The organism is Rhodococcus sp. BH4, assembly GCF_002079265.1.
Classification (GTDB): Bacteria; Actinomycetota; Actinomycetes; order Mycobacteriales; family Mycobacteriaceae; genus Rhodococcus_F; species Rhodococcus_F qingshengii.
Window position 1 is genome coordinate 1,694,009 of the sequence record NZ_CP014941.1, and the last position, 12,903, is coordinate 1,706,911.

At 63.4% G+C, this 12,903-nt stretch carries 12 protein-coding genes; 5 read left to right on the forward strand and 7 right to left on the reverse strand.

Annotated elements, in window-relative coordinates:
* Positions 1–27: 27 nt before the first annotated feature.
* The 3 genes from A0W34_RS07960 (at position 28) to A0W34_RS07970 (ending at position 3,638) form a co-directional block, all read left to right on the forward strand.
* The gene (locus A0W34_RS07960; protein ID WP_042452959.1) at positions 28–1,224 is read left to right on the forward strand and encodes a L,D-transpeptidase; all 1,197 of its coding nucleotides are present in this window, start codon (positions 28–30) and stop codon (positions 1,222–1,224) included.
* Between the two features lie 120 nt (positions 1,225–1,344).
* The gene (locus A0W34_RS07965) at positions 1,345–2,883 is read left to right on the forward strand and encodes a hypothetical protein (protein ID WP_081557550.1); all 1,539 of its coding nucleotides are present in this window, start codon (positions 1,345–1,347) and stop codon (positions 2,881–2,883) included.
* The gene (locus tag A0W34_RS07970; RefSeq protein WP_064688316.1) at positions 2,880–3,638 is read left to right on the forward strand and encodes an ESX secretion-associated protein EspG; all 759 of its coding nucleotides are present in this window, start codon (positions 2,880–2,882) and stop codon (positions 3,636–3,638) included. Before A0W34_RS07965 ends, A0W34_RS07970 begins: the two co-directional genes overlap by 4 nt.
* Positions 3,639–3,653: 15 nt before the next feature.
* On the opposite strand, the gene A0W34_RS07975 is transcribed toward A0W34_RS07970, so the two are convergent.
* Genes A0W34_RS07975 through A0W34_RS07985 form a run of 3 tightly spaced genes read right to left on the reverse strand, consistent with a single transcriptional unit; the run spans position 3,654 to position 7,714 of the window.
* Positions 3,654–4,403 (reverse strand): SDR family NAD(P)-dependent oxidoreductase, encoded by a 750-nt coding sequence (locus tag A0W34_RS07975; RefSeq protein WP_003942076.1) that lies wholly within the window; start codon positions 4,401–4,403, stop codon positions 3,654–3,656.
* A 15-nt stretch (positions 4,404–4,418) separates the two neighbouring features.
* A complete protein-coding gene (locus A0W34_RS07980; RefSeq protein ID WP_081557551.1) occupies positions 4,419–6,740 on the reverse strand; it encodes an arylsulfatase in 2,322 nt (773 codons plus the stop codon).
* Positions 6,737–7,714 carry a TauD/TfdA dioxygenase family protein gene (locus A0W34_RS07985; protein WP_042452972.1) on the reverse strand — a complete coding sequence of 326 codons (978 nt, stop codon included), beginning with the start codon at positions 7,712–7,714 and terminating at the stop codon, positions 6,737–6,739. Before A0W34_RS07985 ends, A0W34_RS07980 begins: the two co-directional genes overlap by 4 nt.
* 342 nt (positions 7,715–8,056) lie before the next feature.
* On the opposite strand from A0W34_RS07985, the gene A0W34_RS07990 reads away from it, so the two are divergent.
* Complete coding sequence (locus A0W34_RS07990) at positions 8,057–9,328, forward strand: ROK family transcriptional regulator (RefSeq protein WP_081558765.1); 1,272 nt, start codon at positions 8,057–8,059, stop codon at positions 9,326–9,328.
* 15 nt (positions 9,329–9,343) lie between these two features.
* Here A0W34_RS07990 and A0W34_RS07995 read toward each other — a convergent pair whose 3' ends face one another.
* Positions 9,344–9,703: a YybH family protein gene (locus A0W34_RS07995; protein WP_054782316.1), complete on the reverse strand. Its 360-nt coding sequence runs from the start codon at positions 9,701–9,703 to the stop codon at positions 9,344–9,346.
* A gap of 70 nt (positions 9,704–9,773) precedes the next feature.
* Between A0W34_RS07995 and A0W34_RS08000 the strand changes: the two genes are divergently transcribed.
* Positions 9,774–10,643 (forward strand): LysR family transcriptional regulator, encoded by an 870-nt coding sequence (locus tag A0W34_RS08000; protein WP_081557552.1) that lies wholly within the window; start codon positions 9,774–9,776, stop codon positions 10,641–10,643.
* Here the strand turns inward: A0W34_RS08000 and A0W34_RS08005 are convergent.
* The 3 genes from A0W34_RS08005 to A0W34_RS08015 all read right to left on the reverse strand — a co-directional run bounded on the left by A0W34_RS08005 (position 10,609) and on the right by A0W34_RS08015 (position 12,840).
* Complete coding sequence (locus A0W34_RS08005; RefSeq protein ID WP_081557553.1) at positions 10,609–11,613, reverse strand: tocopherol cyclase family protein; 1,005 nt, start codon at positions 11,611–11,613, stop codon at positions 10,609–10,611. The genes A0W34_RS08000 and A0W34_RS08005 overlap by 35 nt on opposite strands.
* Entirely contained in the window at positions 11,610–12,002 is a 393-nt protein-coding gene (locus A0W34_RS08010; protein ID WP_007735335.1) for a PaaI family thioesterase, read from the reverse strand. The genes A0W34_RS08005 and A0W34_RS08010 overlap by 4 nt, the downstream gene beginning before the upstream one ends.
* Positions 12,003–12,066: 64 nt before the next feature.
* The gene (locus tag A0W34_RS08015; RefSeq protein ID WP_003942001.1) at positions 12,067–12,840 is read right to left on the reverse strand and encodes a PIG-L family deacetylase; all 774 of its coding nucleotides are present in this window, start codon (positions 12,838–12,840) and stop codon (positions 12,067–12,069) included.
* Positions 12,841–12,903: the final 63 nt, after the last annotated feature.

Here is a 12,903-nt window from a genome sequence, read left to right on the forward strand (position 1 = left end):
GACGGAGCCCGCAGGTAGCCTGTTGAAGTGCATGAGCTGGGTGGTAGGAGAAGTCGTTCGCGTCTTGTTGCGTTGGTAGCTGTATTGCTCGCTGTGATGGTGGCCGTCGTCGGCTGCACGATCGGTGGCAAGGACGGACAGGGCGGCGCGGCGGCCGCCGAGCCAGCACCGGTGGCGACCGTGGTGTCGACGCCGGCGCCCGGCACCAAAGATGTCAGCCCGGTCGCCCCCGTCTCGGTAGCCGTGACCCAGGGAACGCTGTCCGACGTCAGCCTCAGCAATGCGGCCGGTAAAGCCGTTGCAGGACAATTGTCGCCTGACAAGACATCGTTCACCGTCAGTGAGGCACTCGGCTACGGCACCACGTATTCGTGGTCAGGCTCGGCAACCGGAACCGACGGTAAATCCGTGCCAGTCCAAGGGAGCTTTACGACGGTTGCCCCGGAGTCGACCACCGGCGCCACCCTCAACATCGCCGACGGCCAAGAAGTTGGTATCGCGGCACCGATCACGTTGCAGTTCGACAACTCCGTCGTCGACAAGGCGGCCGTCGAGAAGGCGCTTGTCGTGACCACCGTGCCGCCCACCGCCGGATCGTGGGCTTGGCTGGCCGACGACAACGGCGGATCGCGGGCCCATTGGCGTCCGGCCGATTACTGGGTGCCGGGCACGACTGTCCATCTGGACGCCAAGCTCTACGGCTTGAACTACGGCGGTGGCGCCTTCGGCGACCAGGATCTCACGCTCGACTTCACGATCGGTCGTAGCCAGATCGTGAAGGCGAATGCGCCCAGCCACCGCATGCAGGTGGTGCGCGACGGTCAGACGATCATGGACATTCCCGTCAGCTACGGCGAGGGAAACGAACCTCGCAACGTCACGCGCAGCGGCATTCACATGGTGACGGAGAAGTACGAAGACTTCATGATGTCCAATCCGCCGTTCTACGAGAACGTGCGTGAGCGGTGGGCGGTGCGCATCTCCAACAACGGCGAATTCATCCACGCCAATCCTGAGACCACCGGGGTGCAGGGCTCGTCGAACGTCACGAACGGTTGCATCAACCTGTCGACATCCGACGCGCAGGAATACTTCGGAACCGCCCTCTACGGTGACCCCGTAGAGGTGACCGGCACGTCGATCGACCTGTCTCCTGCGGACGGCGACATCTACGACTGGGCAATCGATCTGCCGACCTGGAAGTCGATGTCGGCACTGCCGTAACTCTGTACTGCGGTAAATCCGTGGATGAGGGAACCGTCCGGGCTCTGCTTGCGTCTGTACAGGTAAGTGCTGTCGGCTCGGGGGAGTCCGACGGGGGTTTTCGACTTCAGGGGGACAGCGGTGGGCATTCCATTTCTGGAAGACGTGCTGGGAAGAATCTCCGAAGCGACGCAGGCCGTGCCTCCTGGCGTGGCGGCATTGCCAGTTGTCGGCACTCCCATCGCGAGCGCAATCGCTACATCTGCTCTGGTGCAATCCATAACCGACGACCGCGGCGCGTTCGACGACGAGATGGCTGCTGCGACCGTCGACGCCGATGTGGAGCGCGCACGAGCCTGGGGTGAGCGCGATGCCCTCACCGCCCAGACGTCGTCGCTCGAGTACAGCGAACACGCAATCGTGGACGACGATCCGTTCGATGCGATGTCGCACTCCGAAATCTTCGACCACGTCAACGAGATGAATCCGGCAACCCTGAGTGCGATCGGTGAGGCTTGGAAGGCCATTGCAGGCCGGGTCGAAGCCGGCATCGGGAAGTTCCAGAACGACGTGAACGGTGCGATCACCGAAGGCTGGCAGGGGCGCGGCGGCTCGGCTGCGCTGGAAGCAGTGCTGGCCTACTCGGCTGATGCGGGTGAGCTGAAGGTGCGGGTCGATCTGATCTCGAACAAGATCGAGGAGGCGAAGATCGCACTCGACGAGGCCAAACGCTCGATTCCGGCCCCCGACGGCGCCTCGACGGTCGAGAGGTTTCTCAGCATGGTTCCCGGGGCTACATGGAAGCAGGCCCAATACGAAGCGGAAGAAGCCGAACGTCAAGCGCGCCAGGTGATGAAGGACGTGTATCTGCCGTCCATGAAGCGTGCGGACGATCAGGTGCCGATCCTCCCGGCCGCATTCAATCCGGTCACCGGCGGTGGAGGGGCTGGAAGTGGCGGGGCTGGAAGTGGCGGCGCATTCGGTGGTGGTGGTGCCGACGGCGGGAACTTTTCGGGTCCAGGAAACGGGCTCGGCACGCCATCTACATCGGGTGGCGGAATTGGCGGGGGAGCGGACGGTGGAAACTCCGGCGGGGCAAACCCGCCCGGACACGGTTCCGGTCAGAATCCATCCGGCACCGATTCCGGAAATGGTGACAACCGTAGCGGCGTTGATGCCCAAGGGAATCCGAACGTCGATGCAGTTCGATCCGGAACCGATTCCGACCCGGCCGGGACCACGGCGGCACATGCCGGTCCACTGTCCGCCGGTGCAGCGCCAGATGGCCTAGCTCGTGCAACTCCGAATGGTGCTCAGCTCGGTTCCGGAGTGCCTTCAGGCCTCATGGGTAGCGGTTCGGGTGGTGGTTCCGCAGGTGGAATCGGTACCGGAGGCTTCGGGCCAGGTGGAACCGGAGGTGGCGCTCTCGGCCCTGGCGGCGTGGGCGGCCTCGCCAATGGCGGGCGTGGGGGCGTCAACGGAACTGGCGGTACCTCGGCGACGGGCGCGCAGAGCGGTCGGGGCGCGATGGGTGGCGTCGGCGGCATGGCACCGGGACGAGGGCAAGGGCAAGACGAAGACAACGTTCACGACACCCCCGGCTACCTCGTCACAGTCGAGAACGGCAATGCCCTGGTCGGCGACCTACCGATGGTCTCCCCGGCGGTGCTGGGCGAATGACCACCATGCAGTGGCAGTTCACCGGCCTCGAATTCCAGATTCTCTGGGAAGCGGTCGGACGTGACCGACTCCCGTACCCGCTGCGGTTTCGTCCGACGGCCGAAACCATGAACGAGCTGACAGAAGAGCGACGTCGAGCGGGAGCACACCTGGCTTGGTTGCTCGACGATCGGCTGCATCACGTTCTCGGTGCTCTTGCGAATCCTGATGCTCGCGTTGAGGTTTCCGGTTTTCACGGGCAGAACATGAGTACGGTGACGCGATTGCACGGCGTTGTTGCCGGCGACCTGGGGGTGCTCCTGACTCAACTGCCCGGCAGGACTGTCGACTGTGGCTCCGACGTGGTTTTCACCGTGGTACGCCCATCGGCAATTCCACGGATGCTCGTCGATCACCTGCCGACCTGCCCCGCTGGATCGGAGCGTGGTGTGAGCATCGAAAGGCCGAAAACTTCCGGTAGAGCGAGCTTCCTGAGCAGTGCTGCGGGTGCGCGCGGGAGCGAGGAAGTGAGCAGATTCTTCGACCGAGAGCGGACCTCGATCGGTGAAGTCACCACATACCCGGGAGGAGCGGTGGACAGCAGACCGACAGACGACGGCATAACGTTCCACTGGTACGACTATGCCGGAGATGGTCGGTACATCGTCACCGCTGGTGAAACTGTAAGTGCCCGTAGCGCTTCCACGGAAATGACGGAGGCCGAGATTGCACGCAATCTCGGCCTCGTCCTGCACCGGGTGATTCGCACTGGTTAGTCAGAACGATTCGAACTAGCTGGTGGTGCGGTGGAACCGACCGGGGCTTGCCTGATCCCTCGGCTTGACGATGATCTGATCGAGGTTCACATGTGACGGCCGCGACGCGACAAAACCGATGATCTCGGCGATGTCCTGCGCCACCAACGGTGTGATTCCCTCGTACACCTTGTCGGCCTTGTCCTGATCGCCCTCGAACCGGACGAGTGAGAACTCCGTCTCGACGGCTCCCGGCGCGATTTCGGTCAGTCGAACGGGCTTGCCCAACAGTTCACCACGCAATGTCCGATGAAGGACGGCTTGAGCGTGCTTGGCGGTGGTGTAGCCCGAGCCGTTGTCGTATGCCTCCAGCGCGGCCACCGAGGTGATGGTCACGACCAGACCGTCACCCGAATCGATCAGCTTGGGCAGCAGTGCCTTCGTCACACGCAACGTGCCCAGAACATTGGTCTCCCACATCCACCGCCAGTCGTCCAGATCGGCGTCCAGGACTGTTGCCAGACCCTTTGCACCACCCGCGTTGTTGACCAACACGTCGACACGTGGGACCACGGCCGCAAACGCGTCGACGGAATCCTCGTCGGTGACGTCGAGTTCGAGAGCGGTACCACCGATTTCCTCGGCGATCTTCTCGAGACGATCGACGCGGCGAGCACCGATCACGACGTGGAATCCCTGAGCTGCCAGGGTGCGGGCGGTGGCCTCACCGATTCCGGAGCTGGCTCCGGTGACTACGGCGATGCGGGCATCGGAAGAAATGGTCATGATGCAATCGTAGGGCTAGTCGGCGGCATACTCTGCTTCCCGTTCGATGGATTCGATGTGACGACGCGGTACTTGTATCCGGCCGGGTGTGTAGGTGACGGCGCGCAGCGCGCCGCTGTACCGGAAGGGACCATGGCGTCGTCGTACCTCCCACGACACAGGTCCCCTGGCGTCGACACCGACCGAGATACCGGTCCACGGCGCCATTCCCACCAGTTGTACTTGCCCGAGCAGCCGGCCCGCGTGAATGCCGTCGACGCTGACGTGGAGATCCCAACGCAACCGCGGTACCACCGTCACCGACAGCTCGATGCGTTCGGTGCCGAGCGCCAGCGGTCCGGCGTCGACAACGGAGTAGGAACCGAACGCGTTGTACCCGAGATGCAGATGCCCGTCCTCGACGTAGAGAAGGTACCCACCCTGCGGATCGCCATGGGCGACAAGGACACCGGCGTCACCTTCGCGGTAACCGTCGAGTTCGACCGTGATGTCGAAGTCGCGGAACCCGATCAGCTTGGATGAGCGGTAGCGCTCCAGCGGGGGCGTTCCGGCAAGTAGTCGCACCGGGCGTGAGAGTGCTCCTTCCTCCGGACGGCGAACCGCGCCGACGGTATTGCCGAGTAGAGGAAACACGGTGTTCGCCCACGCCGAGTGGTCCCAGGCCTCGGCGAGTTCGCGAACCTTGTCGGGAAACCGTGATGCCAGGTCGTCGAGCTCGGTCGGGTCGGTGCGGACGTCGAACAACTGCCAGTGCGGTTTGTCGATGTCCGCCGGGGTGAGAGCCAGCAGTTTCCAGCCGTCCTTGTAGTAGCCACGGTTGCCGGTCATCTCGGTGTACTGCTCGGTGTGAGTGCTCGGAGCGGCAGACGAACGCAGAACGGACGCGGAAGACACCCCGTCGAACTCTTTCACCGGGAGCCCGTTTCGCACACTGGGTGCGTCGATTCCGGCCAGTTCGAGCAGCGTAGGGGTCAGGTCGGTGACGTACGCGAACTGGTCGCGAATCCCGTTGTCGTCTGCTCCGGGTTTCAGTCCAGCGGGCCAGGACAGGAGAAAAGGAACACGGATCCCGCCGGCAAAGGATTGCCCTTTGTAGAACCGGAACGGGGTGTTGGACGTCTGTCCCCATCCACGTGGATAGTGGACGCCCAATTCAGGTCCGCCGATGAGGGATTCGTCGTGGGGGACATCGCCCACCCAGTCCGGATCCTGAATATGCGCGAACTGTGCGAAGTAGCTTCGGGTCCCGTCCGAACCGCCCTCGGCGGTGCCGCCGTTGTCGGAGGTGAAGACGATGATCGTGTTGTCGAGCTCGCCGAGTTCGTCCAGGGTGTCGACGATGCGTCCGACGCTCTGATCGATCGAGTCGACCATCGCCGCGTACACCTCCATGTAGCGGGCGAACCTGGACTGCACTTCCGGCGTGAGTGATTCCCATTCGGGGACGTCGAAGCCGGGTTCGGAGTTTCGCGGTGCTTGTTGCGTACCTTCCGGAAAGAGGCCTTGCACGAGCTGAGAGGCGAACCGCGACTCGCGGATTCGATCCCACCCTTCGTCGTAGCGGCCGCGGTACTTTTCCTGGTCGGCAGGCTTGGCCTGCAACGGTCCGTGCATGGCGACGTGTGCGAAGTAGAGGAAGAACGGCTTGTCCTGATCGTGGGCGCGGAGGTCCTTGATGTACCCGACCGCTTTGTCGGTCAGATCGTCGGTGAGGTAGTACCCCTCGGGGTACTCGTCCACGTCGACCACAGAATTGTCGGAGATCAGTTGATTGGGATAGTAGAAGGAGTTGAGGCCTTCGAGTGAGCCGTAGTAGCGATCGAAACCGCGCTGCGTCGGCCAGGAGTCACGACTTCGTCCCGGGGCCAGGTTGGCGTCGCGTACGAGGTGCCACTTGCCGACGGCATAGGTCGCATAGCCCGCGCCGCGGAGGATTTCGGGGAGTGTCTGGACGTCGTCGGCCAATTCCAGACGCAGTCCGGGGTAGCCCGGATCGGCGTTGGCGACAAAACCGTACCCGGCGCGGTGCGGATTCAGGCCGGTGAGAAGAGCTGCGCGCGACGGCGAGCAGAGGGGCGTCGTGTGATAGTTGGTCATCCGAATGCCCTGCGCGGCAAGGCGGTCGAGGGTGGGAGTCTCGATCTCGGAGCCGAACGGCCCGATGTCGCTGTACCCCATGTCGTCGATCAGAACCACGATGATGTTGGGTGATCCGGGAATCGGGGGCGTGGAGGTGGGCCACGACGGGGTCGAATCGGCTGCGGTGCGGCCGATTCGACCCTCGAAGCCTTCGTATCCGCGGGCGTGCGGAGGAGGGGCGGAATCCGGTGAAGTCATGGGAGAGTCGAGGCGCCTTCGATGATCGAGTATTCGGAAGCGTCGCCGGCGATGCTGCGGCTTCGTTCCCCGTGGATGTTGACCGGGATGTCGCCGGCAAGGGTGATGCGCTCCAGACGCCGGTACTGATCGTCGTAGTCGGCGATCGCGTAGTGCTGGGTGGCGCGGTTGTCCCAGATCGCGACGTCACCCGCTTCCCAGTTCCACCGCGTCGTGTACTCGAGCTTGATGGCGTGATCCTGCAAGAGCTTGAATACACCGTTCGACTGTTCGGTGCTCAACCCGACGAAGTTCTTGACAAAATGTCCGAGGACGAGCGTGCGTTCTCCGGTTTCGGGGTGGACCCGCACCACCGGGTGTTCCGTCTCGAAGTACGTGGACTGGAACTCCTCGCGGTAGGCGGCCGTGCGATCTTCGGTGAGCCGCTCGGCGCTGGTTGCCGCATAGTCGTAGACGTTCGTGTGGCGAGCCCAGAGGTTCTCCGCAAGCGCCTTGAGCGGATCCGGCAGTCCGTTGTAGGCGGCTACCCCTGACGCCCACGTCGTGGAACCGCCGTATTCGGGTAGCTGCACCGCGCGCAGGATCGAAGCCTTGGGGATGCGGTCGACGAAGGTGACGTCGGTGTGCCAGCTGTTGGCCTTGCCCAGGTCCGAGTCGATGGGCAGAACTTTTGCGCCGTGCGACTTCACGGTGGGGTGGGCAGTGGTCGGGGTACCCAGCAGTTGGGCGAACTCGTACTGCGAATCGTTGTCGAGGTGGTCTTGCCCGCGAAAGAAGATCACCTTGTGTTCGAGAAGTGCTTGCCGGATGAGGGAAATCGTCGCCGGGTCGAGATGCCCGCCGAGAGTGATTCCGTCGATTCGGGCGCCGATATGCGCGCCGAGGGTGGTGACAGTGCCGCGAGCGGCGTCAACGGCCGCTCCGTTCGTTGATGCCGAATTCGTGAGGGTCGGCTTGGCGAAAGCTGTAGACATGGTGCACCTTTCGTGGGGAGTGTGCCCACCCAAACACGCGAGATTTCGCCCCGACAGGGTTGCGTTCAGTGTGATCGTTACCGCACCTGATTTGTGAATCTCGGTGAAGCTGCTACTTTTGGAGCCATGTCGACCGACCAGCCTGCCGCTTTGCGGGTCACCTATGTGACCGCTGCGCTTGGTTCGCGTCTGCCTCTGGCGCGAGAGCTGTGTTGTCGCCGCCGTTCTTTCTGCAGCTAATTTCTGCGCCTTTTCTGTCTATTTCTTCGTGTGACCAGTGGAAACGCTGATTTCTCGGTCGACAGAGATATGCGCCTTCTCCTCCTTCTGCAAGGGACAGCCATGTCGACACCCACAATCTCCGCCATTCCGAACATCCGATCGCGAACCGCGCTCTCGGGAACCCGGACCCGTACCCAGATAGTTGCGCCCGAACTACGCATCGCCGACGGCCCGTCCGCGACTGTGTTGCGCATTGCTCGATCCCGTGGGCCGCTCTCACGTGACACTGCGGCAAAGGCATCAGGACTGAGCATCGCCACCGTGAACCGGCAGGTCACGAGCCTGCTGGACCTCGGGATCCTGCGCGAACGCGCGGACCTGACGGCCTCCGGAGCAATCGGGCGTCCGCGAGTTCCGTTCGAGGTCAACCACGAGCCTTATCTGACAGTCGGCATCCACATCGGTGCCGTCGTCACCAGCATCATTGCCAGCGACATTCGTGGAAAGGTGCTCGGCGCCGTCGAGATTCCGACGCCTGCCACCAATTCTGCTGTCGCGCTTGCCACCATTGCGCGCTCGGCCAATTCCTTTGCCTCGCGGTGGCACAAGCGTCGTCCGCTCGCGGTCGGCGTGGCCATCGGCGGTCGCGTCGATTCAGCGACCGGAGTCGTCGATCACCCGCGTCTGGGATGGAAGGGCGCCAAGGTCGGGTCCATCATCGGTGCCGGCTTGGATCTCCCTGTATCGGTAGCCGCCCACGTCGAGGCGATGGCTGCGTCGGAACTTCTGCTCAGCACCGACCGTGCCGAAGCCCCGACGCCGGGCACTACCGGCCTGTACTTCTATGCTCGTGAAACTGCCGGCATCGCAATCACTTTCGAAGGGCGAGTGCACACGCCGTCCAGCGGACCCGGTTCGATCGCGCACCTCCCCACCGGTTCGTCCGCACGGTGCACCTGCGGAGCCGTGGGTTGCCTTGAAGCGACGATCAGTGACCGCGCCGTAGTCGCGCAGGCTTTGTCTTCGGGCGCCGTGATCCAGGGCAGCGAGCGTGTCACGATCGCGGACGTCTACCGGGCAGCGTCGTCGGGTTCCATTCCGGCACACGAGCTTCTGGTTGATCGAGCACGCGTCCTCGGCCGGACAGTGGCGATGCTGCGTGACCTGTTCAACCCGGATCGGGTGATTCTGGGTGGTCAGGCATTCACCGACTATCCGGCCGGGGTGCCCCATGTCGCCGAGGCCTTCTCGACGGCATCCTCCTTGGAGCGTAAGGACATTCGAATTACCGGTTTCGGCAATCGGGTTCAGGAATACGCTTCCACGGTCGTGTCACTGAGCTCGCTGTTCGCCGATCCGGCGGCGGCCATGCGGCGTGCGTCGGCCGTCTGACTGCGAAGAGGGCAGTCAGAGTTCCGGTCGATCGAGCACCCGCAACCACGAACCGTCGGGCTGGCGGCGCGCCACCTGTGTGCGTCCGCCGGTTCCGTCGGAAGGTTTGGTCGAGGTCATGGCGAGGTCGTCGCTGATCACCGTTGGTAGGGCTTCCTCGACGGTGAATCTCGGTGCAGCTGCCAGCATCTGAGAGATCACCTCGCGGATGGCTTGGCGGCCCACGGTGAGTGATCCGGGCGGGAAGGCCATCACCGCATCCTCCTCGTAGAGTGCGGCGACGGCGTCTGCGTCACCAGCGTTGGCGAACTGCACAAAAAGCTTCGCGATGTCTTCCGGGGTTCCGGCCTTCTGAACGTCATCTGTTGTTGTCATGCTTCCATCGTTCTACCGCACCGGTGATAAGTCCAAGATCTAGTTTGTCTCGCAGCTAGAATCAACAGTTATGGAACTTCGGCAGCTCGAATACTTTGTCACGGTAGTGGAGGAAGCCAACTTCACTCGCGCCGCCGAGCGGCTTCACGTAGCCCAACCGGGTGTGAGTGCGCAGGTCAAACGGCTGGAACGTGAGTTGGGGCAGGAATTGCTCGATCGTAGTGGTCGAACCGTTTGTCTGACCGACGCCGGGCGAGCTGTCCTCCCGCACGCCTACGCTGCACTCGCTTCCGTTCAGAGCACCCGCGACGCTGTCGATGCCCTGAACGGACTTGTTCGCGGTTCCGTTTCGGTCGGGATGGTTACCGCCTGCGCTTCCGCCGACCTCACAGATCTGCTCAGTCGGTTGCACAACAAACACCCCGGACTGGACATCTCGCTGGCCGAGGACGATTCGCGCAGTCTGCTTGCCGGAGTGTTGGACGGAACCTTCGACATAGCCGTCATCGGGGTGGCGGGAGAGTTGCCGGAAGGGCTCGAATCGAGGGTGATCACCGACGAACGACTGGTGGCCGGAGTGGCAACGGATCATCCGCTGGCCGAGGTGTCGTCTCTACCGTTTGCCGAGCTCGCCACGCGATCGGTCATCTGTCTGCCGGAGGGAACCGGTATCAGGACGTGTCTGAACTTCGCATGCGCCGCGGCCGGCACCACGCCGACGGTTGCGCTCGAGGCAAGCAACCTCGGCATCATCGTTTCATTGGCCGCGCAGGGGCTGGGAATGGCCGTGCTTCCCGAGTCGGCAGTGGGGGAGTTGCATCGGATCGATCTCGAACCGGAGGCGCGATCTCGGCTGGAATTGGTCTGGCGTTCGTCGGGCGGCAAGAATCCTGCGGCCTCCGCTCTCATCGATCTTGCGAGAGCTGTTCCCGCCGAGTGAGTTCGGCCTGCGCCCGATCCAATCCGCCGTGCTCGAGAGCAGCCAACCTCGACCTGTCCTTCCAGACGATGGTGCCGCGCCGGCGGACGATGACCGACATCGTTCCACCGAGATGCTCGAGCGCTCCTGGCACGTTTCGACGCTCGGCAGGTATCGGAACAGGAAGTATGTGTGCGTCGGCGATGGGTGCGGTCCCGTCGATGTCGACGCTCCACTTCCGGCTGTAACCCCGAAGCGTCCAGCGATCGTCGGACACCGTCGTCTCCACCTGTGACGTCAGTGGATTACCCAGCCGCAATACCGTTCCGTCCGGTAGCGCGGCAACGACGGCGGTGACTTCGGTGCGCAGAGGTCCGGCGCTGACCTGTCCGCCGGCAAACGCCACGCAGGCTCGAGGATCGGTGAACCCCTGTGCCTGTCCCCACCACCAGGATTCCGGAAATCCTCCCTTTCCCCAGTTCTTCTCGCCGTACACCTGCGCTCCGGTGAGATCCCAGCTCTGCCCGTCGATGACGGCGCTTCCCTCGACCCGGCCGCCGAGCAGCCACGGATGCCAGTACTGATTGAGTGCGGGAATTGATTGGAAGTAACTCGATCCCCCGAAGCGGCGGTGCGGCCAGAATCGCTGACTACTGATGCGCACGTCGAGATGACTGTCGCCGAAATCGACCTGGAGTCGATCGGCATTGCCGAGGAAAGCGTTGTCGGCGTAGGCCCCCAGGATACGGGGATCGGCCGATCCATTCGGATGCTCAGCAGTGCGGAGGAATCCGCCTGGGTGTGCCGCGAGACCGAGCGTCGACCAGCTGCCGCCGTCGGCCTTGTTGATTCCGGCGAGCGCGATCACCACCCGCCCGCTGTCTGGCATCGTGAATCGCCAGAAGTAACCCTCCATCGCAACGTCATGGGAGGCAAGCAGATTGCCGTACGGCAGGGTGGCACCCGAAGCGCGGTACGCGGGAAGCTTCACGGTCCCAGTACTGCCTGTGATGCGGTGACCTGAGCGACGAGGCGGCCCTCGTCGTCGCGGATCTCGGTCACCACCGCGACGGTGCTGCGCCCCGCGTGCAGTGGCCGGGCGGTGGCGGTGACCGTGCCCTTGCGCACGCCGCGAGTGAAGACGGTCGACGAACTGGTGGTGGACGTACTTGCGCCGGACGGCAGATTGAGGAATGCACAGACGGCGCCGACGCTGTCTGCCAGCGTCATCAAGGCGCCGCCGTGCATTCCGTTGCCGGCGGTGGTGCGGTGGCTGTCCCAATCCAGATGGCCGACAACCTGTTCGGGTGCCGCGCTGTCCAACTGAATTCCGGTGTGAACTGCAAAAGGCATGCTCGCGACAAGTTGTTCGAGGTCCATGCCTACCGATGTTAACGAGCCGCCGAAACCTCCGTCGGGACTTCGGTTTATCGAGGGCGGTGACTCACAGGGGCAGGGCGGTTTCCGACAGCCCTTCCGGCGCGTTGCGACGACGGAACCACTCGGTGCCGAATGCCGCGGCGAGCTGCTCCGTCGGCATTTCGAGGAACGGGCCGAAATCGCCGACCTGCGTTGCGTGCGCGTACATGGCCGCGCGCTTGGACGAGATCACCGAACTGACGTCGACCGCGGTGGTGAGTTGGTCAGCCGGAAGCCCGAACGATTCGATGTCCGGCGGCTGCGCCTCCTCGGTCCACTCGGGGTTGGCCTGCATCAGCATCTTCATGTGATCGCGGTTGGTGGACGCCTCGTAGACGAACGGCGTGCCCGCGAGTTCTGCAGCACGAACGCCGACGTGGTGGACCTGGATGTGATCCGGGTGGCCGTATCCGCCGTTGGGGTCGTAGATGGTCAGGACATCGGCGTTCTCTTCACGAAGAACCTCGGCCAGACGCTCGGCGGCCTTCTCGACGTCGACGTTGCAGAACGCTTCCGGATTCTCGTTCTCGGGCGTACCCACCATCCCCGAATCCGGGTAGTGCAGGGACACGACGCGACTGGCACCCAACGCGTCGGTGGACGCCTCGAGCTCACGGCTGCGGCGCTGAGCCAACGTCTCGTATTCGTCCAACAGTCCGTCGGGGAATTCACCGAGAGCACCGTCGGTAGCGGTGACGACTACGACGCGGTGACCTGCGTCGGCGGCCATTCTCATCACGCCGCCCGTAGTGAAAACTTCGTCATCGGGATGGGCGTGGAAACACACCAGGACACTCATTCGCGCAATCGTAAGGCAAGTTACCGACAGGTCAACCCGAGCGCACAGTGAAAACGATTTGTC

Excerpts from the sequence above, each read along its gene's own strand:
- A0W34_RS07970 (WP_064688316.1), top strand. The coding sequence starts at position 2,880 with ATGACCACCATGCAGTGGCAGTTCACCGGCCTCGAATTCCAGATTCTC.
- A0W34_RS07975 (WP_003942076.1), bottom strand. The coding sequence starts at position 4,403 with ATGACCATTTCTTCCGATGCCCGCATCGCCGTAGTCACCGGAGCCAGC.
- A0W34_RS07980 (WP_081557551.1), bottom strand. The coding sequence starts at position 6,740 with ATGACTTCACCGGATTCCGCCCCTCCTCCGCACGCCCGCGGATACGAA.
- A0W34_RS07985 (WP_042452972.1), bottom strand. The coding sequence starts at position 7,714 with ATGTCTACAGCTTTCGCCAAGCCGACCCTCACGAATTCGGCATCAACG.
- A0W34_RS07990 (WP_081558765.1), top strand. The coding sequence starts at position 8,057 with ATGTCGACACCCACAATCTCCGCCATTCCGAACATCCGATCGCGAACC.
- A0W34_RS07995 (WP_054782316.1), bottom strand. The coding sequence starts at position 9,703 with ATGACAACAACAGATGACGTTCAGAAGGCCGGAACCCCGGAAGACATC.
- A0W34_RS08000 (WP_081557552.1), top strand. The coding sequence starts at position 9,774 with ATGGAACTTCGGCAGCTCGAATACTTTGTCACGGTAGTGGAGGAAGCC.
- A0W34_RS08010 (WP_007735335.1), bottom strand. The coding sequence starts at position 12,002 with ATGGACCTCGAACAACTTGTCGCGAGCATGCCTTTTGCAGTTCACACC.
- A0W34_RS08015 (WP_003942001.1), bottom strand. The coding sequence starts at position 12,840 with ATGAGTGTCCTGGTGTGTTTCCACGCCCATCCCGATGACGAAGTTTTC.